Origin of the sequence: Amycolatopsis sp. QT-25, assembly GCF_029369745.1 — a bacterium.
In the GTDB taxonomy this organism is placed as follows: Bacteria; Actinomycetota; Actinomycetes; order Mycobacteriales; family Pseudonocardiaceae; genus Amycolatopsis.
Genome location: NZ_CP120210.1, coordinates 4821441 through 4844922, shown reverse-complemented (window position 1 = coordinate 4844922; position 23482 = coordinate 4821441). Strand labels below are relative to the sequence as shown.

The window sequence follows — 23482 nt, the reverse complement described above, 5'->3', positions numbered from 1 at the left end:
GCCCCACCCTGCTTACTTCACGACCGGTCAGGCGGCCGGGGTACCGCGCGCGGTGTCGTAGAGCCACTTCCGGAACTCGGGCGTGCTGGTATAGATGGTGGGGAAGACGCCGGGCAACCGGGCTCCGGCGGCGCGGCTGCATCCACCGACCAGCCGCGGAACGCCGTTCACGACCGCTACGGCGGGACTCCCGCTATCTCCAGGGCCGGGGCCATCGGTGCCGTGCGGGTTGTCCGTGCAGATCTCGCCTTCGGACTGGTCGCCCTTGGCGCACTCGGCCGCGCCGAGCACGGTTGTGTCGAGCTGCTGAAGCTTCTTCGGCAGGTTCGTGGGGTCGCCGTCCGGCTGGGCGCTACCCCAGCCGTACAGCCTGATCCGGTCGCCCGCACGCGCGGCCTGCCCGGCCAGTTGCAGCGGCTGCGCGCTGACCGGGTGGTCGAGCTTGAGCATCGCGACGTCACTGACCTTGCTGCCGGGTGCCCCTTCGCCCCACTTCCAGCCCGGATGTACCACGATCTTCACGACTTTCGCTGTTTCCCCGCCGCGCGTGCGGTCCTTCGACCCCACCCGGACCTTGAACTTCTTCGCCGAGACGGGAACCCGGTCGGGTACGCCGGGCATGTCGGTGACGCACTGGGCGCCGGTCACCACCCAGTTCGGGAACAGCACGGTGGCGCCGCACTCGTGGAAGTTGAACCGGTTGTACGCCGGGGCGTCGGACTGAAGCGACGCCATCCAACTGGTGTTCCCGGTCGCTTCCCGGCCACCGACGAGGTTCGGCTGAACATCGTCGGCCGCCGTCGCCGGGCTGACGCCGGCCAGGCCGGGCATGGCGAGAACCGCCGCAGTTACCGCAAGAATCGTCTTTCTCAACATTCCTCTTTCTGATCGTTCCAGCAACACCCCGCGCCCTTCTTCTCAAGGCACGAAGACTTTCCCCAGTGAGTTAAGGCTCGGGGGCGGGGAGTCAGGCCGCCCCCGAGCAACCGCCGTCCCTACATGACGACGGGGTTGGACCTCGGCCGCCGCGCCTGGCGGGGGGCTACACAGACGCAGCGGCCGAGAGCTCATCACCAACCTCCGAAAAGGCGTCTTCCCCTTCCTTGCAGGTAATCGACCCAACGACGGCGAGTCCTGTTGATGGCCCATTCAAAACGTGTGGCGGGTCGCAGACGAAGGGGGCGCGACGCGCTTCCCTGGACAGGGCAAGCCGATCACGGTGCCCTTGCCCTGACACGACTTACGGCAGGGTGATGCTCTGGTTGTCCGGCGTGATGGTCCACGTCCACGTGGTGATGTGGGGGTCACCTTTGGAACGCCACCAGCGGTAGGCGGCTTGAGCCTCGTCCCACAGCCGGCGGACGCCACTCTGGCGGACTGTGCACTCGCCCATGCGGACCTCCCGCACCGAGGCCCAGGAGTGAGTGACCGGATCGCGGAACCACACCTGGCGCGTACCTCGGGGATCGGGGTCCTGGACACCCGCCCGGCATCCGGGCATCGCGACCGCCAGCGCCCAGCGTGCCGACGGATCATCGAGGAGCGACCACGGAAGGATGGCGGCCTCGGACTCGATGACCGGGCCGTGGTCCCATTCCGGGAGATGGTCCGGCACATCCGGTGACCGCTGGGACCTCGACTCCATGAACACCACACCCATCGGGAGGGTCCTCCCGGTTGCGGTCCCGTCGCCGTGCACCGTGAACCGGACGAGCGGTCCACCGGTCATGTCCGTCCGGACGGGAGCGAGGATGAAACCGCCGGGCGTGGTCTGCTCCACCCAGGCGTAAGGAACCCGCCCGAGATGGACAGCCGCAGTCGCGATAATCCGATCGTAAGGGGCGTTCTTCTCCCAGCCGAACGTGGCGTCCTGCGGGATCAACGAGACATCGCCACAGTCGGACGCGAGAAGAGAACCCTCGGCCCACGTAGCCAGATCCCGGTCAACCTCCATCGTCGTCACTCGCCCGGAGGAGCCGACGATCTGGCGAAGAAGGGCGGCGTTGAACCCGGTCCCCGCGCCGATCTCCAGCACCGAGTGACCTTCCTCGACGCGCAGTTCCTTGAGCATCTTCGCCACGACGGACGGTTGCGAGGCAGAGCATGTCGGATAGTCCCCGACGTCCGGCCACTCGATGCGGCCGTCGTCGTACTGGGTCACGATGGCGGTGTCCGAGTACACGGCGTTCATCCAGTCAACGGGGTCGGCCGACCGGTCGACCGGCCGCCGCTTCACCCACACCCGCGCCGGAATGAAGTCCTCGCGGGGGACCGCCGTCAGGAGCGGGCCGAGACCGGCGGGCAGTTCGCCGGACCGGTCCAGCTCCGCCACCAAATCCGCAGGGGTTCTGGCGGCATTCGTCACCTGTCGTCCCCGCTCTCCGTGGTGTGACCGTCCGAGCCCTGGTTGGTGTGGTCGGTCTGCGAGTCGTCGTCGCCCCTGTCGTGACGTCCACTCGGGGCAGGGACTTGCTGGACCATGATGACCTCCTGATGCTGTTTTCATTGTCACCGCACCTGCCGTGGTGCGGGGCTGGGGACGAGTCCGGCCGGGCGGATCGTGACCGGCCGTCGCTTCGCGACGGGGATTCGGCACAGTGGGTGTGGCTGGAGAATCGCCAGAGGCGCGTCGAAATGACCGGGTGCTCCGATGGTCAGGACCGCCCGAAGCGTCCACTCCGGGTCACTGTGGTACTGCCAGAACACGATCTCGGGCATGAACACATCGGTGTCGTCCGACGTGGGAACGCGGTAGGCGGTTGCGCGGTCCTGACTCCGGAGAATCAGCACATCCGCACACGTCGGCCACTGAAACGTCGCAGCGATCAACTCCGGCGCCCCTTTCGGCCCGAACAGATATACCGTCCACCTCCGGCGCGCCAGTTCACCCAAGAGTTCGTCCACAGACAGCGCCCTCACCTCGCAGTCCGCTCGAAGTTCTCGTTTCCGGGTCGCTGTGCTTCGCGCGAAGACGACTGCCTAGGCAAACGAACTGCGAGCCCTCGGTCACCGGCGCTACACGGCAAGACCTTCCTCGCCGTTATCTGGGTGAACCGCGGAGGCGGCTCCTCCGGTAGGTTCCCGACGCTCAACACCGAGCCGGGCGGCAGCTCGTAACTCGGCTTCGTCGGCGGCTCAGCGTCCACGACGGGCAGGTCAGGCCGCGTCACGTCATCCAGGAACGACGGATCGACAGGTGCCCGGTGCACCTCGCGCGGGACCTTCGGCAACGCCTCAACGCGCGGGAACACCGCTGTATCCGCATCAACCGGCCGACGAGGACGAACGTCGCCCGAACGGCGCCGACCTTCTCTCCGCTCCGCCCGGTCCCGATCAGCGACGGTCCCCTTCAGCGTCTTCCAGGACGTGAACTCGGTGGGATTGGCGTGCCTGCCGATAGATCGAAAGAACTTGTCCCAGGTCAGCCACCAGGCATACCCCAAGGCGAACAACGCCACTAACAGGCCACAGAGAAGGCCACCCAAGTTCACCCTTGCGCTGTCCATCATCGCCCCTCACACCGGCTCGCGGATACAGCTCAAGCGAGCAACACGAAAGCGTGACAGCACGGATCGGGCGGGATCTTTGCGTGTCCGGGCATGAAGTCGCCAACGGCACTTACTAGTCACCCAGGCTTTGACAGGGTGGGCGCCATCGCGTGCTGTCACACGCGAAAACGTAAGGGCGATCGAGGGCTGCGAGAGGTACAGTTTGTACCCTCACTCGATTGGTCTATGCGGCCAGCCCGACTCGGTTGCACAGTCGGCGAACTTCAGCTGCTCGTCCGACGGGAGGCTTCTTCCTCAAGTTAATCAGCATGTCGCGGGCGAATCCGTTGTAGCTGATCGTCTCGGACGCTACTGCCTGCGACCGCTCAAGGAGCTTGAAGACAGCATCGCCGTCCCCTTCGAGCGCATACGCGCGCGCCACCTCGATTAGGTGTCGACCACGTCGGGCAAGGGAAGGAATCGTGGTCGGATCGAAGGTGTTAGCTGCTCGCAATGCTTCACCATTGCGCCGCAACTCAACGCCTAGCGTAACGGCATGTGCTGACATGACACTTAAAGAGAAACTAGTTTGGGTGTGCCGGTAGTCAGGGCCGAGCTGTCGTGCTACTCGTTCGGCTTCTTCCCAATGGCCCCATGCCAGTCCGTGACGACCACGCCGGGCGTGTACGTATGCGAGTTCGGCATCTAGTGCTCCTACCATGCCTCGCCAGTTGTCGGGGGCAGTTTCAAGGTGCTGCGCAAGAGAGTTTCGGGCATCAGTCGCTAGGTCGATGGCCTCGTCCCATCGCCCAGCGTCTCGCAGAGCCTGGACCATCGCCCATGCTCCGGCTCCGATTAAATAGGGATCGTCGGCTTCTTGCGCCTCGGTGAGCGCGCGATCAGCAACCATCCAAACCAGTTCGGGCGCTGGTTGGTAAGCCACGTAAAAATCCGCAAGCTGGTACACGCCTGCTAGGCACCGTCGCGCCTCGCGACGCTCACCGTCCCGTAGCACCCGAGCGGCAACTTGCGCATCTCGAATCAAGCCTGGCAGGAGTGCACCCAGTTGCGTTCGATGATCCGATGAGGAGTGACGCACTAGCCACGCAGAGCGGAGCCGTTCCATGAGGTGTGACACGGAGGGCGCTTCGGCTTTCAGAGACACTCGATACTCAGTCAGCGCAGCTTGAACATCGGAAAGCGCCGAGTGTCGCGGGCCCGCATAGAGTGCAACGGGGACAGCATCTCCGTTGCCGGTCAACGTGGCGAGGTCATTGAGCTCCAACGCCTGCGCAATCCTGAGCAGCATGGGCAGCCGTGGTGTCTGAAGGCGCCCTGATTCCACCGCCTTAACCCAGTCGGGCCCCTTGCCCACCAGGCCGCCAAGTACTGGGCGAGACATGCCTCGCTTGTCGCGGTAGTACCGGATTCGCGCACCGACGGGTGCGTCAGCTGGCAAGTCGTCGGCCATCTCGGGACCATCCTTGTTCGCGGCAACTGCCCTTCCACCTGCGGACCTCTCATTGAGAGGTCCGCCACAAGACTAGCGGACGGGCCTTTGAGTCCACCGCACACTACGACGCACTGTATCTATACGGGCACTAGGCGCTACTAGCTGTAGCGAGACAGTGGTGTTGCCCGGCGAAGTCTGCGCGGCTACACCCCGTTGACCAGCGAAAACCGTACTTGGCTGCTTCACTGCGTAAGTCCGAAGTTGACTTTCCTTGCGTCTAGCGCAAGGAAGGGGGCCTTCATGTACTGGGCGCGCCGGCACAATCGACGAAAGCCGAACCTCGCCCTGCCGAAGTGCCTTCCCTGCCTTCAGCGCGTCACCGTTTCGTCGGCGCGGCCAAAGGGGTGTCCACCAGCTTCGGCGCCGACCGGACGGCCGGGCTGATCACGGTGGTCAGCGCCAGCGCCGCCATCCACAGGGTGAACAGCCACACCGTCGTGGTGGCGCCGGCCTTGCTCAGCAGGACGCCGCCGATCAGCGAGCCGAGCGGGACGGCCCCGAAGGCGATCATGCCCGCGGCGGCGAGCACCCGGCCCTGGATGTGGTCCGGGGTGATTTCGAGCTGGTAGGCCGAGATCGCCACGTTCCACAGTGGACCGACGAAGGCCATCGCCGCGAACACCGCGCCGAGCAGGAGCGGTTCCGTCACCAGTGCCAGCAGCGGCACCAGCAGGAGCCAGACCCAGTTCGCCCCGATCACGACCGTCTTCAGTGACAGCCGTCTGGCCGCCGCGGGTGCGAGTAGCGAGCCGAGTACCCCGCCGACCGCGATGATGCCGAGCATGACACCGATGATCGACGGTGACGCGCCGTGGTCGGTGGCGATCACGATCACGGTCAGGAACAGTGCCTGGAACAACAGGTTGCTGCCGGCGATCAGGAACGTGGTCGTCCGGAGGAACGGCTGCCGCCACAACCAGACCGCGCCCTCGGTGAACTCGGCTCCCCGCGGGCGCCGGTTCGGGGTGTCGCGCCGGACCTGGAAATCCTTGCGGATCAGCGCGAGGGTCAGCACGGAAACCAGGTAGCTGGCGATGTCGAACACGAACGGCGCCGCGCGGCTGAGGCCGAACAGCATCCCGCCGAGCGGCTTGCCCAGCATGGCCGCGCCCCGGCGGCGGGCTTCGTTGTGGGCCAGCGCCTGGGCGACCTGGGACGGGTCGACCACGTTGGGCACGGCGGCAGCGGCGGCCAGGCGATAGCACACCGCGAAAGTGCCTTCGAGGAAACCGACCACGAGGATGTGCGGCAGGGTCAGCCGTCCGAACAGCAGTGCCACCACGACGGTGCTCAGCGCCAGGCCGCACAGGAGATCGCAGTAGATCATCGTCCGCCTGCGATCGAACCGGTCGACCAGTGCGCCCGCGGGCAGCTGGAAGAGCAATTGCGGCAGCAGTGAGACGAATCCGGTGAGGCCGGCGTCGGCCGCCGAGCCGGTCAAGGCGAGTACCAGCAGCGGGTAGGCCACGTTGGACACGTTCGAGCCCAGGATCGACACCGCCGATCCGGTCCACAGCAGCACGAAGTCGCGGTTTCGGCGCAGCGGCGGCGTCTGGGCATCCATGCACCCGATGCTTACCGCCACCGGCGTGCCCGCACAGAGAAGGATCGGTACTCCGGCGCGCGATCGGCTGCGTGAACGCGCGCCACCTTCACCCTGCCGCGAGCCCGCGGCGGCCGGGCATCCTCGACCGATCATCCCTGGCTCCCGGTCTTTGGTGGCAGGACAGGAAGGCGGCTCATGGACACCCGAGGCAACCCCCGTGCCGAATTGCTGCGGCGACGGCTGCGAGGTTCCGGCACTCCGGAGGCGGGCGGCGGGATCGTCCCGGTGCCCCGGGACAGGCCGCTGCCGCTGTCGTTCGCGCAGCGCGGGTTGTGGTTGCTCGACCAGACCGGACCGGGCGGCGCCGACTACCTGATGCCGGTGCGGCTGCGGCTGCGCGGAGAGGTGAACGAGCCGGCGCTGCGCCGGGCCCTGGACGAGGTCGTCGCCCGGCACGAGGTGTTGCGGACCCGGTACCTGGCCGACGGTCCCGGCGGCGAGCCCGTGCAGGTGGTCGACGAGCCGGGCCCGGTGCCCTTCGAGCGGCTCGACCTCGCGGACCGGCCGGAGTCACTCGAAGGCGCGCTGGCCGACGCCGGTGCCCGCCCACTCGACCTGTCCGCGGAATGGGCACTGCGTGCCTTGCTGGTCCGGTTGTCCGATGTGGACCACGTGCTTCTCCTGTCCGTGCACCACATCGCGTCGGACGGTGTCTCGGAGTCGATTCTTCTGTCCGAATTGGACAGACTGTACGCGGCGTTCGCCGCCGGACGGCCGTCTCCGCTCGAACCGCTCGCCGTGCAGTACGGCGACTTCGCCGTATGGCAGCGGGATCGCCTCAACGGCGGTCGGCTCACCGAGAAGATCGAGTACTGGCGCAAGCAGCTGGACGGGAGCAGCCCGCTCGAACTGCCTGTCGACCGGCCGCGGGGCCCGGTCCGCGACAGCGCGGGCGCCACCGTGCCGGTCTTCGTGCCCGGCCCGCTGGCCGAAGCCCTGACCCGCCTCGGCCGAGAACACGGCGCGACGCCGTACATGGTGCTGCTGGCGGCGTTCCAGGTGCTGCTCGGCCGCTACAGCGGGCAGCCCGACGTGGTCGTCGGCAGCCCGGTCGCCGGACGTGCGCAGGACCGGACCGAAGGTCTGGTCGGGATGTTCGTCAACATGATCGCCCAGCGCGCCGACCTGTCCGCGGACCTGTCCTTCACCGAGTTGCTGTCGCGGGTGCGGGCGACCGCGCTCGACGCCTACACCCATCAGGACACGCCCTTCGACCTGGTGGTCGACGAACTCGTGGGGGAGCGCGACCCGTCCCGCACCCCGCTGTTCCAGGTGGTGTTCCAGCTCGGTGACGAGGGCGTGCCACAGCGGCTGCCCGGCCTCGGTGCCGAACCGGAATCCCCGGGCTGGGACGTGGCGAAATACGATCTGGACCTCACGCTCGCCACCCGGCCCGACGGTTCGATCACCGGGCGCCTGGGGTACGCCACGGCCCTGTTCGACTCCTCGACGGCTCGCCGCATGTCCGGTCACTTCGTGCGCCTGCTGGAGAGCATCGCCGCCGAGCCGACGGGCCGCGTCCACGGTCTCGCCATGCTGACCGACGAAGAGCGCGAGGGGTTGCTGGCCGCCGGGAACGGCCCGGCTACGACCTTCCCCGCGGACGAAAGCCTGACCGAGGTGTTCGCGGCCCGGCTCGCCGAAAACCCCGCCGCCGTCGCCGTGAGCTGTGACGGCGCACGGCTGACCTACGCCGAGCTCGACGCGCGGGCCAACCGGCTTGCCCACCGGCTCCGCTCGCTCGGGTCGGCGCCGGGACGGCTGGTCGGCGTCTCCCTCGACCGGGGGCTCGACCTCGTGGTCGCCCTGCTGGGTGTGCTGAAATCCGGTGCCGGCTACGTACCCTTGGACCCGTCCCTGCCCGCCGGGCGGCTGGCGATGATGCGGGCCGACGCCGAGGTCGGCATCGTGGTCAGCCGCGGTGAGCCGGCCGGATGGCTCACGGACGAGCCGGTCACCGCGGTGCTGCTCGACCAGCCCGGCGACTGGCCGGAGACGGACCTGGGCTCCTTGGCGGGACCGGGGGACGTGGCGTACGTGATCTACACGTCCGGATCCACCGGACGGCCGAAGGGCGTTCCGGTCACTCACGCGAACGTCCTGCGGCTGCTACGGTCGTGCGCCGCCGATTTCGCCTTCGGCCCGTCCGACGTCTGGACCTTGTTCCACTCCTACGCTTTCGACTTCTCGGTGTGGGAGCTGTGGGGCGCGTTGCTGCACGGCGGGCGGGCCGTCGTCGTGCCGTTCGAGATCTCCCGTTCCCCCTGGGACTTCCTCGACCTGCTGAGCACCGAGGGCGTCACCGTGCTGAACCAGACCCCGTCGGCCTTCCGGCGGCTCGTCGACGCGGTCACCGAGGCGGAGACCCCGCCGGAGTCGCTGGCGTTGCGGGCCGTGGTGTTCGGTGGCGAGGCCCTCGACGTGGCCGACGTGGCGCCGTGGTTCGCCCGCTTCGGTGACGAGCGGCCCGCCCTGGTCAACATGTACGGGATCACCGAGACGACGGTGCACGTGACCTACCGCAGGCTGCGTGCCGAGGACAGCACGGCGGGCCCGCGCAGTCCCCTCGGCAGGCCGCTGCCCGACCTGCGCGTGTACCTGCTCGACGGCAACCTCGAGCCGGTGCCGATCGGGGTGCGCGGCGAGCTCTACGTGTCCGGGCCGGGCCTCGCGCTCGGTTACCTCGGCCATCCGGCACTGACGGCGGACCGGTTCGGTCCCGATCCGTACGCGCCGCGTCCGGGTGCCCGGATGTACCGCACCGGTGACCTCGCCCGCCGCACTCCCGACGGCGACCTGGAGTTCGCGGGCAGGGCCGACGACCAGGTGAAGATCCGCGGCCATCGGATCGAACCGGGCGAGGTCGAGTCGGCGCTCGCGGGCCACCCGTCGGTCTCTCGCGCCGTGGTGCTCGCCCGCCGCCGTCCGGGAGAAGCGGAGCACCGCCTCGTCGCCTATGCCGTGCCGGTCGCCGGTCATCGGCTCGCCGCGGCGGACCTGCGTGACCATCTCAGCGGGCTGCTGCCTGCCTACATGGTGCCCGCGGCGTTCGTGCCGCTGGACCGCTTTCCGTTGACCGCCAACGGGAAAATCGACCGTGCCGCCTTGCCCGAACCGGCGGTGGACCACGCGACACCCGTCGGTCCGGTCGCGCCCCGCGACCCCGCGGAGCGAGCCATGGCCGAAGTCTGGGGTACCGCGCTCGGCGTCGGCTCGGTCGGGGTGCACGACAACTTCTTCGCACTGGGCGGTGACTCCATCCGGGCCATCCAGGTCGTGGGGCTGCTGCGCAAGCGAGGTCTTCCGGTGACCGTGCAGGATCTGCTGCTGCACCAGACCGTCGAGAGCCTGACCCGGTTCACCGGGACGGCGGCCGGCCCGGTGGAGGACCGGCGGGTCGCCCCGTTCGAGCTGGTCGGGGAAGCCGACCGGAAGGCGCTGCCGGAAGACCTCGACGACGCCTATCCGATGTCCATGGGCCAGACCGCGATGGTCTACGAAATGGTGGCGGACAAGGAGGTCAGCCTCTACCACAACATCACGCTGTTCCCGATCGTCGACGACGCGCCGTTCTCGCTGTCCGCGCTGCGGGAAGCGGCGGCGCTGCTGGTGCGGCGGCACGAGATCCTGCGCACCAGCTTCGATCTGACCACCTACCGGGTGCCCATGCAGCTCGTGCACCGGACCGCCCCGATGGAGGTCGGTCACGACGATCTGCGCGAGATCTCCGAGGCGCGGGTGGAGGAGATACTGGCGGCGTTCGTCGCCGACAGCCGCCGCAGTCCCCTCGACGTCACGAGCGCGCCGCTGGTGCGTTTCCACGTGCATCAGACCGCCGAGCGCCGCTGGACGCTGTCGTTCATCGAGTGTCACGCGGTGCTCGACGGCTGGAGTCACCACTCACTGCTCGAAGAGCTCCTGGACACTTACCGCAGCCTCAGGGACGGGCTCGCGCCGACGTTCCCCGAACAGGCGCCGGTACGGTTCGCCGACTTCATCGCGCACGAGAAACGTTCCCTGGAGTCCACTGTGGACAGGGAGTTCTGGCGCGAGCGGCTGGACCGTTACGACCCGGTCACCCTGCCGCCCGGGTGGGCGGCGGCGCCGAGCGCGGACGGCCTGCCCCATCAGGTCAGCGTGCGCTACGCCGACCTGGAACCCCGATTGCGTGCGCTGGCCGCGGTGGCGGGCGCCTCGCTGAAGACCGTGCTGTTCGCCGCGCACCTCAAGGTGCTGAGCACGATCAGCGGATCGAACCGGTTCCACACCGGGCTGGTGCACAACGGCAGACTGGAGGAACCCGGCGGTGAACTCGCCAGGGGGATGCATCTCAACCCGCTGCCGGTGTGCGTCGACCTGACCGCCAGGACCTGGGCCGGCCTCGTCCGGCAGGTGTTCGCCGAGGAGGTGGCGGTCTGGCCGCACCGGCGGTTCCCGCTCGGCGAGTTGCAGCGGCTCTGGGGGGCAGGTCGTCCGCTGGTGGACATCTCGTTCGCCTACCTGGACTTCCACGTCTTCGACACCCAGCGGGTGGAGACGGCGAAGATCGTGGACGAGAGCTACAACGGGTTCGGCGTGGACGTGTGGAGCTTCCCCGGCGTTCTGCACTTCCGGGCACAGGCGGACCGGATCGCTCCGGACCACGTGCCCGCCCTCGCCGCGATGTACCGGCGGGTGCTCGAGGCCATGGCCGCCGATCCGGACGGCGAGGTCCGCGGCGCCGCGATCGCCCCGGCCGAGATCGACCGGTTGATGTCGTTCGCGGACGGGCCGGTCGCCGAATACCCGGACGCGTGCGTGCACGAGCTGTTCGAGCGCCAGGCCGCGCGCACCCCGGACGCGACCGCGCTGCGCTGCGCGGACGGAACGACGGTCACCTACGCCGAGCTCAACGCTCGCGCGAACAAGCTGGCACGTCACCTGCGCGAGCGGGGCGCGAGCCCGGAAACGGTCGTCGGCGTGCTGCTGCGCCGCGGTCCGGAGCTGGTCACCGCGTTGCTGGCGGTGCTCAAATCCGGCGCGGCCTATCTGCCGCTCGACCCGGGACACCCGGCGAAACGGCTGGCCACGGTGCTGGCCGAGGCGGGCGCGACCACGGTGGTCACCGAATCCGCGCTGACCGGCCGAGTGCCCGGCACCGCGGCGGTCCTGGCCGCAGACCCGGCCGTCGCGGCCCAGCCGGACGACGATCTGGGCCGGACCGCGACGCCGTCGACGCTCGCCTATGTCATCTACACGTCCGGCTCGACGGGGACTCCGAAGGGAGTCATGGTCGAGCATCGCAATCTGGTCAACTACCTGTGCTGGCGTGCCGGTACAGCCGGTTCGGCGGACTCGCCGCTGTACTCCTCGATGGCTTTCGACCTGCCGGCGACCTCGCTGTTCCCGGCGCTGCTGTCCGGCGGGACGGTCACCCTCACCCCCGACGACGACACACCGGCGATCGAGGCGCTGGTCTCGGTGCTGTCCGGAGGCGGCTTCGATCTGGTCAAGCTCACGCCGTCGCATCTCGTGGCGCTCACCCAGATGCTGCCCGCCGAGGCGTTCGCCGGCGCGGCGTCCCGGCTCGTCGTGGGCGGTGAAGAACTGACCAGGGACATGCTCACCGCCTGGATCCGGCACGCCCCGGACGTCCTGGTGGACAACGAGTACGGACCGACCGAGGCCACCGTCGGCTGCACTTCGCACGTGAGCGGGATCGGGGAGCTCGACGCGGGGCCGGTGCCGATCGGCAGGCCTGGCCCGAACACCGTGCTGCGCGTGCTGGACGCCGACCTCGAGCCGGTCCCGGTCGGCGTGCTCGGCGAGCTGTACATCGGCGGCGCCCAGCTCGCCCGCGGCTACCGCGGCCGCCCCGGCCTGACCGCCGACCGGTTCGTGCCGGACCCCTATGCCGACGGCCGCCGGCTGTACCGCACCGGCGACCTGGCCCGCTATCGGCCCGACGGGGTGCTGGAATTCGCCGGGCGGGCCGACGACCAGGTGAAGATCCGCGGCTACCGCGTCGAGCCGGGGGAGGTGGAAGCGGTGCTGCGAGCACACGCCGAGCTGCGCGACGTGGCCGTGCGTGCCCGCCGGACCGCCCGCGGCGACCAAGAACTGGTCGCGTACCTCGTACCCGCCCACGACGGACTCGATCCGTCCGGGCTGCCCGGTCTGCTGGCCGGTGCCGTACCGGACTACCTGATCCCGTCCGCGTGGGTGGTGCTGGCCGAACTGCCCACCACCCCGAGCGGCAAGCTCGACACCAAGGCCCTGCCCGAACCGACGGCCACCGCACGTGCCGCGCTGGCGCCGCGGACCGCGGTGGAGAACATCATCGCCACCGCGCTGGCCAAGGGGCTCGGCATCGACCGCGTGGGGGTGGACGTCCCGTTCAGTGATCTGGGCCTGCACTCGCTGCTGATCATCCGGGTGCTGGTCGAACTCCGCGAGGAGCACGGCCTCCCGGTCGAGCTGCGGGACTTCTACGAGCACCGCACGGTGATCGACCTGGCCGCGGCGGTGGACCCGGCCAGCGAAGGCGGGTTCCCGCCCACCGAGGCGGCGGCGATGGAATCGGCCGCGTCCTGGGCGCGGGACGCCGTCGTATGGCTGCGCCGCACCGGTACGAAACCACCGTTGTTCTGCATGTACCCGGGTGGTGGCCTCTGGTACGTGCGGCTGGCCGAGCACATGAGCGTCGATCGTCCGGTCGCCGCGCTGGAATGGCCCGGCCTGCACCGGGACACGCCGTCGCCGCAGAGCATCGCGAGTGTGGCCGCGTTGTTCGTGGAGCAGATCCGCGCGGTGTGCCCGGAGGGTCCTTATCACCTGCTCGGCTGGTGTGGCGGGGGACTGGTCACCGGTGAGATGGCCCGCATCCTGCATCGCGACGGCGACCGTCTCACGCTGATGCTGCTCGACCCGGCACAGGACTTCTACAAGCGGGAGAACATGTGGGAGGAGACCGCCATGTTCGTCCGTGGCGAGAAACTCCTGGAGGAACTGAACTCCACGACCGATCCCGACGAACTCGCCGAGATCCGGCGCCAGTTCGCCGAGGTACTGGACTACATCATCGACGAGGGCACGAAGGAACCACCGGTGCCGGGTGACCCGTTCTGGCCGCGCCGGATCCGGGTCTGGCGAGAGCTGACCCAGGCGATGCTCGGCTACCGCCAGCGCCCGTACCCCGGCCGGACCCATCTGCTGGTCGGCGACGAGCTGGCCGACGGCCTGCACGAGACCAACTTCGGGCAGAGCTACGCGCAGTACCGGGACCGCTGGGTCAAGCTGGCGCCGGGCGGGCTCAAGATCCACCGTGTCGGCGGCGACCACATGGGAGTGCTGCGCCCGCCGCACGTGTCCGGCCTGGCCGGGTTGCTGACCACGCTGATGGAGGCCACCGAGGAGGCGTCCCCGTGAACGCGCACCCTTCCGCGCCCGCTCCGGTCGAACCGCCCACGCTCGCGGGGATCGACCTCGAACAGGCCACGATCCCGGACCTGCGGCGCGCGATGGACGCCGGTCGGCTGACCTCGGCGGAGCTGACGGCGTTCTACCTCGACCGCATCCGCCGGCTCGACCCGCGGTTGTGTTCGGTCATCACGACCAACCCGGACGCGCCGAACCTCGCGGCGGCGAGTGACGAGCGCCGCGAAGCTGGCCGGGCGCGTGGTCTCCTGGACGGCATCCCGGTGCTGCTGAAGGACAACATCGACACCGCGGACCGGCAGCGGACCACGGCGGGTTCGTTCGCGCTGGCCGGGGCACGCCCGGCCGCCGACGCCCATTTGGTCAAGCTGCTGCGGGCGGCCGGGGCGGTGATCCTCGGCAAGACGAACCTCTCGGAGTGGGCGAACTTCCGCGACCGCCGCTCGTCCAGTGGCTGGAGCGCGGTCGGCGGGCAGACCGCCAACCCCTACGTGCTGGACCGCAACACCTGCGGCTCGTCGAGCGGTTCCAGCGCGGCGATCGCCGCGAACCTGGCCACCGTCGCGGTGGGAACGGAGACCAACGGCTCGATCGTCTCCGCGGCGGGCGCGAACGGGGTCGTCGGCGTCAAACCGAGTATCGGCCTGGTGAGCCGTCATGGCCTGGTGCCGATCTCCGGGGTGCAGGACACCGCGGGGCCCCTGGCCCGCACGGTGACCGACGCCGCCGTCCTGCTGGGGGTGCTCAACGGTGCGGACGCCCGCGACCCGGCCACCGACGGCGGTCCGGTCCGATCGGACTATCTGCGCTTCCTGGATCCCGACGCGTTGCGAGGCAAGAGGATCGGTGTCTGGGACGCGACCGGTGGCACCAGCCCGGAAACCGTGGCGGTGTTCACCCGCGCCGTGGAGCGGCTGGCGTCCCTCGGCGCGATCCCGGTCGAGGTGAGCATCCCGGGCCTGGACGTGGTGGGCCGCTCCGAGCTGCCGTCGATGCTGTACGAGTTCAAGCACGGCATCAACGAGTATCTGGCGGCGACCCCCGGCGATCATCCCGCGGATCTGGCGGGACTGATCGAGTTCAACCAGTCCAACGCGGACACCGAGATGGGCCACTTCGGACAGGAGCTGTTCGAAGAAGCCCAGGCCACGAGCGGTGATCTGACCGATCCGGAGTATTTGCGCCTGCGTGCGGAAGCGACCGGAGCGGCGCGGCGCGGGCTGGACGACACGCTCGCCGCGCATCGGCTGGACGCGATCGTGGCGCCGACGAACGGGCCGGCGTGGCGGACCACGCTGGGCAAGGGCGACGCCTACCCGTTCGGCTCGTCCACACCCGCCGCGGTGTCCGGCTACGCGAACGTGACCGTCCCCATGGCGTTCGTCGGTCCGCTGCCGGTCGGCCTCTCGATCATGGCGGGCCGGTACAGCGAGCCGACCGTCCTGGCGCTGGCCTACGCGTTCGAGCAGGCCACCCGGGCGCGACGGCCACCGGAGTTCCTGCCGACGAGCTGAGCCCGCCGGTCAGATCAACCCGGCGCGGACCGCGTGCGCGACCGCGTGGGCACGGTTGCGCACTTGAAGCCGCGCCATCAGCTCGTAGATGACGTTCTTCACGGTGTGCTCCGAACAGGACAGTTTCCGCGCGATGTCGGCGTTGCCGTGCCCGTCCGCCATCAGCGTGAGCACCGTGAGCTGACGTTCGGTCAAGGGCGCGACCGGGTGGACACCGACGGGCATGGCCAGTTCGGCGCCACCGCTGAGCAACCGGACCAGCAGCCCGTAGGGCAGCCTGCTTTCCCCGTGCATGGCCGAGTGCACGGCGGCGCCGAACTGCGCGGGCGTCGTTTCGGGAGTCTGCAACAGGATCCGTGCCCCGGCCCGGAAGGCGCGGAGGACACCGGCCGGGTTGAGCGTGTCCGCGGCGACGATCAACCGATGACCCGCCGAGCGGCGGGTGGCGGGACAGGCGTTCAACGCCTCGTCGATCGTGCCGCCGGCGGCCACCACCACGGTGTCCGCCGCGGCCGCGACGAGGATCCCCGCCTGCCGCAACTTCTCGACCACGGTTTCCCGGACGAGTGCGCCTCCGGCGTGGACCTGCACACTGATCACAGCAACCTGGCCCGTAGTGCGTAGGCCACGGCGTGTGCCCGGTTGCGCAGCCTGAACCGCTGGGTGATGTCGTGCACGACGGCCGTCACGGTGCGCGCCGAATAGGACAGCCGCCGGGCGATCTCGTCGGTCTCGTATCCTTCGGCGACGAGGCGTAGCACGGCGTGCTCGCGTTCGTTGAGCCCGCCGCGCGCCCACGTCTGCGGCGCGTCGGGCGCCGGGTTCTCCATGCCCTGTTCGAGCACCCGGTCGATCAGGTCCGGTGGCATGGTGCAGTCACCGACGATCGCGGCGAGCACGGCGCGGGAGAGCCGGTTCGCGGTGGCCTCCCGGCGGCGCAGCAGACCGTGCGCGCCCGCCGCGATCGCGTGCAGCGCCTCACCCGGCGAAAGTTCGGTGGCCAGCAGCACGATCTCGGGCCGATGCGGTTGGTTCCGGATGGAGTGCACCACGTCGAGCACCTTGTCGTCCACCAGGTCGACGACCACGACCGTGGCGTCCGATTCCTCACCGTTCGTCACCACGGTGAGCTCCGGGCTGCCGTTGAGTGTGCAGCCGATACCCGCTTCGAGTACCGGATCGGCCGCGTCCACACTCACCCTCGCGGGCTCTCCCATCCTTTTCCCCTTCCCCGTCCGACCGGTGCTCATTTTGAGCGGGTGGCAGGCCGGTTGTCTTCCTCACTAAGCATGAAATCGAGAGTTTCCGCGATGCGTTCTTGCTCACTTCGCGTGAATTTCACCGTAGTCACGACGCTGTTCGTAGCCGCAGGGACAAACGCGCAGCCGGTGCCCGCGCGGATGCTGCCGCTCTTTCCCTGCCAGGCCAACACCTCCGGCACCAGGCTGAGGCGAGCACACCTCGGAGGTTCTCATGGCCGAACCAGCGCGCCGCCACCTGATCTCCCTCAATGATCTCGACGACGAAGACCTGCGATGGATCGTCGGTCGCGGCGTCGAGTACGCACTCGGCCACCGGACGGACGAACGCCCGTTACGCAATTCGGTTGCGGGTATTTTGTTTCGCAAAACCTCCACCAGAACTCGGACGTCTTTTTCGGCGGGGGCACTCCGGCTCGGCGCGAAGTTGATCACTTACGGCCCCGGTGATCTTCAGGAGAACACCGGCGAGACCATCGAGGACACCGCCGCGGTGCTGTCGGGGATGCTCGACATGCTCGTCGTGCGCACCTCCGGCGGCGAGGCCGAGCTTCGTGCCTACGCCGTGAGCAGGCGGATGTCGGTGATCAACGCGATGTGCGCGGACGAGCATCCCACCCAGGCCCTCGCCGACCTCACCACGCTCACCCAGCGGTTCGGCCGGGTCGAAGGCCTGCGCGTGCTCTACGTCGGGGAGGGCAACAACACCGCGTCGGCGCTGGCTCTGGCGTTGTCCCGCTACCGCGACACGTCCCTCTACTTGCGCACACCACCGGGTTATGGCCTCGACCGAAGGTTCCTCGACCATGCCGACCTCAACGCCAAGCGCAGTGGCGCGCTGGTGGAACAGCGACACGACATGGCGGACCTCCCGCAGGCCGACGTGGTCTATACCACAAGGTGGCAGACCACCGGAACGGTCAAACACACGGCGGACTGGCGTGCGGTGTTCGCCCCGTTCCACGTCGGCACGGCGGTGATGGCCGAGTCCGGCGCGGAGGTGTTCCTCCACGACCTCCCCGCACATCGCGGGGAGGAGGTCGCCGCGGAAGTCCTCGATGGACCGGCTAGCCTCGCGTTCACCTTGGCCGAGAACAAGTATCACAGCGCCCGAGCCGTGCTCGCGTGGTGCGCGGGCACCGAGACCCGGGAAGATCCGGTGCGCGATGCCTGAAGACGTCCTGCTGCCCGGCGGCGAATGGCGGCTGTGGCGGGAGTTCGCCCTGCGAGGTCCCGGCTTCCCCGCCGCCGGTGTGCTGCGGCTGGCGCCGTTCGGGCTCGCCGAAGCGGCGGACGGACTCGCCGACGGGGCGGGCCCGGCGTGGGCCGCGTTCGAAGAACTGTTCACCGGCGCGATGGTGGACAACGTCAAAGAACTGCAGGAGATCGCCGCGTTGCCTGCTTTCCGAGCCGCGGTGGCGTGGCAGAACCCCGCCCTCCTGCACCGGGGCATCGACCTGTTCCTGGCGTGGGACCCTTCGGTGGACGGACGTACCAGCAAACGGCGCGAGCGCGAGGAGCTGGTGGCGCACTACTGGCAGCGGTTCTGCGTGAAGAACGACACGATCGGCTTCTTCGGACCGGTGGGCTGGGGCCGCTGGGACGAGTCGGCCGAAGGGGTCGTCGTCGAGCCGGGATCCGGCCTCATCGCCGAGTCGAACGTCTATTTCTCGAGCTGGGCGGTGGACGCGGTCGCCCGCACGGTCGGCGCCGACCCGCGGCTGCGCGCCTGGATCGCGCCGCGCCGGGTGTCGTTCGTCCGGGTCACCGGGGACGTGGTGCGGATGCCAGGACGGCGTCCGGACCGGCTCGAGCCGCTGGAGCGGGAGATCCTCGCGCGCTGCGACGGAACCCGTCGTCCCTCGGAGATCGCGGCGGGGCTCGGGCGAGGGGCGATCGAAGACACCGTGATGTCCTTTTTGGACGAACTGGTGCGGCGACGGCTGATCGTATGGCGGCTGGAGGTGCCCACCTGCGCGTATCCCGAACAGTACCTGCGATCGGTCCTGGAGCGGATCACGGACCCGGACCTGCGCCGGGACGGGTTGGCCAAAGTGGCGGTCCTCGAACACGGAAGGGACCGGATCAAGGCGGCGGGTGCCGATGCCACCGCCCTGTCCGCGGCGTTCACCGCGCTGGAGAAGGAGTTCGAGGCGCTGACCCAGGTCGCGGCGCAACGCGCCAAGGGCACGCGCACGGCACCGTGCCGGGCCCTGATCTACGCGGACTGCCGCCGATCCGCCACGGTCCGGATCGGCGCCGCGATCCGCGACGAGTTGACCCCGCTCGCCCTGTGCCTCACCGCCGCCCGCTGGATGACGGGCCGGTTCGCACGGGCCGTCGGCGACCGCGTCCGGCAGGCGTACGACCGCCTGCGCGAACGGGACGGCAGCGTGGATCTTGCGTCGTTGTGGATGGAGTGCCTGCCCGCCCCGCACGGCGGGTCGATCACCGACATCGACCGCATCCAGGACGAGCTGCGCGAACGCTGGGCGCGGATCCTGCGGATCCCCGTCGGCGCCCGGCGGGTCCGGTTGTCCAGTGTGGACATCGCGGACCGGGTGCGGGACGAGTTCGGGGAAACCGGTCCGAGCTGGCCACAGGCCCGCTATGTCAGCCCCGACGTCCTGGTCGTGGCCGACGACGCCGACGAGGTGGCGCGCGGGAACTTCGAGCTGGTCCTCGGGGAACTGCACGTCGCGATGAACACCGCCAGCACCTCGTTGTGGGTGATGCAGCATCCGGACGCCCGGCGGCTGTTCGCCGAGACCGCGGTCGACTTCCCCGGTCCGCGTCTGCTGCCGATGCTGCCGAAGGAGCAGCCGCCGCGATGGTCGGCGCGCAGCCGGATCGCCTTGGACCGGCCTGAGGACTACTACGTGGCCTTGGTGGACCACACGGTCGACCCGAAGCGGGATCGGACGGTGCTGAGCGCCGACGTCCTGGTGGAAGACCGGGATGACCGGCTGGTCGCCATGCTGCCCGACGGCGCGGAATTCGACCTGCTCGACGTGTTCAGCAACGCGATGACCAACCGGGTCATGGACCGGTTCGCCCTACGGCCTCTCGACGGCCATTCGCCCCGGGTGACGGTGGACAAGCTGGTGGTGGCACGGGAGTCGTGGTCGGTTCCGGTGGAATCCCTGGATTTCGTGTCGGAGAAGTCGGAGGCGCGGCGGTTCGTGCTGGCTCGCCGGTGGCGTGCCGAAGCGGGGCTTCCGCGGTTCGTGTTCGTGGTGGCGCCCGGGGAGCCTCGTCCGTTCTATGTGGACTTCGACGCCCCGGTGTTCGTGAACATCTTCGCGAAGGCGGTGCGGCGGCTGGCGCGTCAGGACCCCGCGGGCCGCTTGTCGATCACGGAAATGCTGCCGTCACCGGAGCAGGCGTGGCTGACCGACGACAAGGGGAATCGGTACACCTCCGAACTACGCTTCGTCGCGGTCGACCAGTCCGTCCGATGACCGTCGAAGCACCCCGGCTCGGCGCGGCGGACGTGCTGACGGCGGCACGGCGGACCGCGGGCCGGATCCGGCACACACCGCTGCTGGTGCCGGACGGCCTGCCGGGAATCCTGCTCAAAGCCGAACATCTGCAGCACGGCGGCTCGTTCAAGACCCGCGGCGCCGCGAACGCGATGCTCGATCTCGCCACCGCCCGCGTGGTGACCGGCTCGTCGGGCAATCACGGGATCGCCGTCGCACGGCTGGGCGCGGAGCTGGGCGTCGAGGTGACGGTCGTCGTCGCCGATGGCGCGGCCGCCGACAAGACGGCCATCATCGGCAGGCTCGGCGCGCGGGTGATCGAGGTGCCGGGAGGGGTGGCCCAACGGGACCGGTTCGCGCGCGAGCACGCCGCCCGTACCGGCGCGGCGTTCGTGCCGTCCTCGGACCACCGGTCGGTGGTCGCCGGCGCGGGCACGGTCGGGCTGGAGGTGTTCGACGCGGTACCGGACCTCGACGTGATCTTCGTGCCGACCGGCGGCGGGGGGCTGCTGGCGGGCGTGTGCCTGGCCGCCGAGGGACTGCGCGGAGCGCCGAGGATCGTCGGCGTCGAGCCGGCGACGGCCCGGCGCTACGCCCGCTCGCTGGCGGCCGGCTGCCCGGTCGAGCTGCCGCCGTCCCGCACCGTGGCCGACGGGCTGCGCGGGCAGCGGCCGGGCGAGATCCCGTTCCCGATCATCCGACGCCGGGTCGACGAGCTGATCGAAGTCACCGACGAAGAGATCCTGGCGGCGATGGCGCTGCTGCGTCGCGACGGGGTCGAGGCCGAACCGAGCGGGAGCGTCGCCCTCGCCGGTGCCTTGCGGAGGCGGTTCACCGGCCGCGCCGTCGCCATCGTGTCCGGTGGGAACACCCCGCGGCGCTGCCGTGCCGACATCCGATAGCCCCGAGGAGCGTTGCGGACATGGTCTGGTTGAGCGGGAAGTGGCGGCTGTGGGACCAGTTCGCGGTGCGTGGCGCGGGATTCCCCGCGGCAGGCGTGCTGAGGCTCGCGGAGCGAGGACTGGCGGCGGCCGCGGACCGGCTCGGCGCGGACGTGCGGTTGTCCGGTCCGGCGTGGGACGTGTTCGAGAAGCAGTTCGCGACCACGGCCGTGGAAACGGCCGTCGAGCTCCAGGCGATCGCGTCCTCGCCCGGATTCCGGGCCGCCGTCGAATGGCAGAACTCCACCATCTGGCGAACCGGTGTGGAGTCCTTCCTCGCGTGGGAGCCGTCGGTGGCGGGCCGGACCAGCAAGCCTCGCCAGCGGGAGGAACTGGTGGCGCAGTACTGGCAGCGGTTCTGCGTGAAGAACGACACGATCGGTTTCTTCGGACCGGTGGGCTGGGGCCGCTGGGACGAAGCGGCGAGCGGAGTCGAGGTCGAGCCCGGTTCCGCGCTGATCACGACGTCGAACGTCTACTTCGCCGGCTGGGCGGTCGACGTGGTGGCCCGCGCGATCAGTGCCGATCCGCGCTCCCGGATCTGGATGGCGCCACGCCGGGTGCCCTTCGTGCGGGTGACCGGCGAACTGGTTCGTCTGCCGGGCCGATCCCCCCAGGTGATTCCCGCGGAACTCCGTCCCGTTCTCGAACTGTGCGACGGAGTCCGCTCGGCGCGGGCGATCCAGCACGAACTGGGTCCGGCGATCGACGTGGCCGCCGCCGTGACGGAGCTGGTGCGGCTCAAGGTCCTCGTCTGGCGGCTGGACGTCCCGGCGAGCGCGTACCCCGAGCGGTACCTGCGGAGCTGGCTGGCGTCCGTCGGCGATATCCGCCTCCGTGAGCAGTGGCTCACCCGGCTGGACGCACTGGAACGCGGCCGTGACCGGGTCCGGACGGCGACCGCCGCGGAGCTGCCCGTCGAACTCGCCGCGCTGGAGAGCGACTTCACGGCGACGACCGGTTCGGCCGCCACTCGCGTCAAGGGCACGAACACCGCCCCGTGCCGCGGCCTGGTCTATTCCGACTGTGTCCGGGCGGCGCGAACGCGGCTCGGCACGGATCTGCTGGCCGAGCTCAAGCCGATCGACCTGCTGCTGACCAGCGCGACCTGGTTGACCGCGCGGCTCGCCGACACGGTGCTGGGTCACGCGCGGAAGGTCCACACCGGTCTCGCGGCGGCCGGGCCCGTCGACCTGGCCGCGTTCTGGTTCGCGTGCATGCCGATCCTGCACGGTACGGCGGTGACCGAGGCCGCGGCGCTCCGTCGGGAGCTGGCCACCCGGTGGGCACGCGTCCTCGACGTCCCCGATGGCGCCCGGCGCGTCCGGAAGTCCTTTGTGGACATAGCGGACCGGGTGCGGGACGAGTTCGGCGATCCGGTCCCCGGCTGGGACATGGCCCGCTACCTCAGTCCCGACGTCTTCGTCGTTCCCGGTGCCGCTACCGAGTGGGTGCTCGGCGAACTGCACGTCGCGTCGAACACCCTCGGTGCTTCGCTGTTCGTCCACCAGCATCCGGCGCGCGGTGAGCTGCTCGACGAAACCGCGGCCGACTTCCCCGGTCCGCGTTTGCTGCCGATGCTGCCCAAGGAACACAGGTCCCGGCTCTCCGCCCGGATCCGCTATTCGCTGGACCGGCCGGAGGACTACTACGTGGCCTTGGTGGACCATACCGTCGACCCGGAGCGGAAGCGGGCCGTGTCGAGCGCCGAGGTCCTGGTGGAAGCGCGAGGGGACCGGCTGATGGCCGTATTGCCCGACGGCGCGGAGTTCGACGCGCTCGACGCGTTCGGTCACGTGCTGACCACGCTGGCGATGGACCTGTTCCGGATCATGCCCGAAGCAGACCATTCCCCTCGGGTGACGGTGGACAAGCTGGTGGTGGCACGGGAGTCGTGGTCGGTTCCGGCGGAATCACTGGGTTTCGTGTCGGAGAAGTCGGAGGCCCGGCGATTCGTGCTGGCTCGCAGGTGGCGGGAAAGCCTCGGGCTGCCGAGATTCGTCTTCGTGGTCTCGCCGGGAGAGCCTCGTCCGTTCTACGTCGATTTCGACGCTCCGGTCTATGTGGGTGTTTTCGCCAAAGCGGTCCGACGGCTGGTGCGGCAGGACCCGGCCGGCCGCTTGTCGATCACGGAAATGCTGCCCTCGCCCGAGCAAGCGTGGCTGACCGACGACAAAGGAAACCGGTACACCGCAGAACTGCGATTCGTCGCCGTGCACCGTTGACCACCGGGAGAATCCCCGGTCGATTCTCTGCGCTTTCT

General features: G+C 69.4%; 14 protein-coding genes. 6 read left to right on the top strand and 8 right to left on the bottom strand.

The features are described from left to right. Positions 1-27: 27 nt before the first annotated feature. From P3102_RS22470 to P3102_RS22450, 5 genes are all read right to left on the bottom strand, one after another. Positions 28-831 (bottom strand): serine protease, encoded by an 804-nt coding sequence (locus P3102_RS22470; protein WP_276361495.1) that lies wholly within the window; start codon positions 829-831, stop codon positions 28-30. A gap of 409 nt (positions 832-1240) precedes the next feature. Continuing rightward, positions 1241-2365: a protein-L-isoaspartate(D-aspartate) O-methyltransferase gene (locus P3102_RS22465; RefSeq protein WP_276361494.1), complete on the bottom strand. Its 1125-nt coding sequence runs from the start codon at positions 2363-2365 to the stop codon at positions 1241-1243. Positions 2366-2508: 143 nt separating this feature from the next. After that, entirely contained in the window at positions 2509-2904 is a 396-nt protein-coding gene (locus tag P3102_RS22460; RefSeq protein ID WP_276361492.1) for a hypothetical protein, read from the bottom strand. A gap of 828 nt (positions 2905-3732) precedes the next feature. Further along, positions 3733-4959 carry a helix-turn-helix domain-containing protein gene (locus P3102_RS22455; protein WP_276361491.1) on the bottom strand — a complete coding sequence of 409 codons (1227 nt, stop codon included), beginning with the start codon at positions 4957-4959 and terminating at the stop codon, positions 3733-3735. A gap of 358 nt (positions 4960-5317) precedes the next feature. After that, entirely contained in the window at positions 5318-6565 is a 1248-nt protein-coding gene (locus P3102_RS22450) for an MFS transporter (RefSeq protein ID WP_276361489.1), read from the bottom strand. 177 nt (positions 6566-6742) lie between these two features. On the opposite strand from P3102_RS22450, the gene P3102_RS22445 reads away from it, so the two are divergent. Next, positions 6743-14014, top strand: coding sequence for a non-ribosomal peptide synthetase (locus tag P3102_RS22445; protein ID WP_276361487.1), 7272 nt, complete (start codon positions 6743-6745; stop codon positions 14012-14014). After that, positions 14011-15537: an amidase gene (locus tag P3102_RS22440; RefSeq protein WP_276361486.1), complete on the top strand. Its 1527-nt coding sequence runs from the start codon at positions 14011-14013 to the stop codon at positions 15535-15537. The genes P3102_RS22445 and P3102_RS22440 overlap by 4 nt, the downstream gene beginning before the upstream one ends. Positions 15538-15546: 9 nt before the next feature. Here the strand turns inward: P3102_RS22440 and P3102_RS22435 are convergent, their stop codons facing one another. From P3102_RS22435 to P3102_RS22425, 3 genes are read right to left on the bottom strand one after another with little or no spacing between them, the layout of a single operon-like run. Beyond that, the gene (locus P3102_RS22435; protein WP_276361484.1) at positions 15547-16137 is read right to left on the bottom strand and encodes a LuxR C-terminal-related transcriptional regulator; all 591 of its coding nucleotides are present in this window, start codon (positions 16135-16137) and stop codon (positions 15547-15549) included. Continuing rightward, on the bottom strand, positions 16134-16754 hold the full coding sequence (locus P3102_RS22430; protein WP_276361483.1) for a response regulator transcription factor: 621 nt from the start codon (positions 16752-16754) through the stop codon (positions 16134-16136). The genes P3102_RS22435 and P3102_RS22430 overlap by 4 nt, the downstream gene beginning before the upstream one ends. Before the next feature lie 29 nt (positions 16755-16783). Beyond that, positions 16784-16978 carry a hypothetical protein gene (locus P3102_RS22425; RefSeq protein ID WP_276361481.1) on the bottom strand — a complete coding sequence of 65 codons (195 nt, stop codon included), beginning with the start codon at positions 16976-16978 and terminating at the stop codon, positions 16784-16786. A 32-nt stretch (positions 16979-17010) separates the two neighbouring features. Here P3102_RS22425 and P3102_RS22420 point away from each other — a divergent pair, with 32 nt between their 5' ends. Genes P3102_RS22420 through P3102_RS22405 form a run of 4 tightly spaced genes read left to right on the top strand, consistent with a single transcriptional unit; the run spans position 17011 to position 23444 of the window. Then, positions 17011-17970 (top strand): ornithine carbamoyltransferase, encoded by a 960-nt coding sequence (locus P3102_RS22420; RefSeq protein WP_276361480.1) that lies wholly within the window; start codon positions 17011-17013, stop codon positions 17968-17970. Next, positions 17963-20257 (top strand): lantibiotic dehydratase, encoded by a 2295-nt coding sequence (locus P3102_RS22415; RefSeq protein ID WP_276361478.1) that lies wholly within the window; start codon positions 17963-17965, stop codon positions 20255-20257. The genes P3102_RS22420 and P3102_RS22415 overlap by 8 nt, the downstream gene beginning before the upstream one ends. Further along, on the top strand, positions 20254-21180 hold the full coding sequence (locus P3102_RS22410; RefSeq protein WP_276361477.1) for a threonine/serine dehydratase: 927 nt from the start codon (positions 20254-20256) through the stop codon (positions 21178-21180). Before P3102_RS22415 ends, P3102_RS22410 begins: the two co-directional genes overlap by 4 nt. Positions 21181-21200: 20 nt before the next feature. Continuing rightward, positions 21201-23444 carry a lantibiotic dehydratase gene (locus P3102_RS22405; RefSeq protein ID WP_276361475.1) on the top strand — a complete coding sequence of 748 codons (2244 nt, stop codon included), beginning with the start codon at positions 21201-21203 and terminating at the stop codon, positions 23442-23444. Positions 23445-23482: the final 38 nt, after the last annotated feature.

Coding starts and splice junctions, on each gene's coding strand:
- P3102_RS22470 (WP_276361495.1), bottom strand. CDS start 831: ATGCCCGGCCTGGCCGGCGTCAGCCCGGCGACGGCGGCCGACGATGTT.
- P3102_RS22455 (WP_276361491.1), bottom strand. CDS start 4,959: ATGGCCGACGACTTGCCAGCTGACGCACCCGTCGGTGCGCGAATCCGG.
- P3102_RS22450 (WP_276361489.1), bottom strand. CDS start 6,565: ATGGATGCCCAGACGCCGCCGCTGCGCCGAAACCGCGACTTCGTGCTG.
- P3102_RS22445 (WP_276361487.1), top strand. CDS start 6,743: ATGGACACCCGAGGCAACCCCCGTGCCGAATTGCTGCGGCGACGGCTG.
- P3102_RS22430 (WP_276361483.1), bottom strand. CDS start 16,754: ATGGGAGAGCCCGCGAGGGTGAGTGTGGACGCGGCCGATCCGGTACTC.
- P3102_RS22420 (WP_276361480.1), top strand. CDS start 17,011: ATGGCCGAACCAGCGCGCCGCCACCTGATCTCCCTCAATGATCTCGAC.
- P3102_RS22415 (WP_276361478.1), top strand. CDS start 17,963: ATGCCTGAAGACGTCCTGCTGCCCGGCGGCGAATGGCGGCTGTGGCGG.
- P3102_RS22410 (WP_276361477.1), top strand. CDS start 20,254: ATGACCGTCGAAGCACCCCGGCTCGGCGCGGCGGACGTGCTGACGGCG.
- P3102_RS22405 (WP_276361475.1), top strand. CDS start 21,201: ATGGTCTGGTTGAGCGGGAAGTGGCGGCTGTGGGACCAGTTCGCGGTG.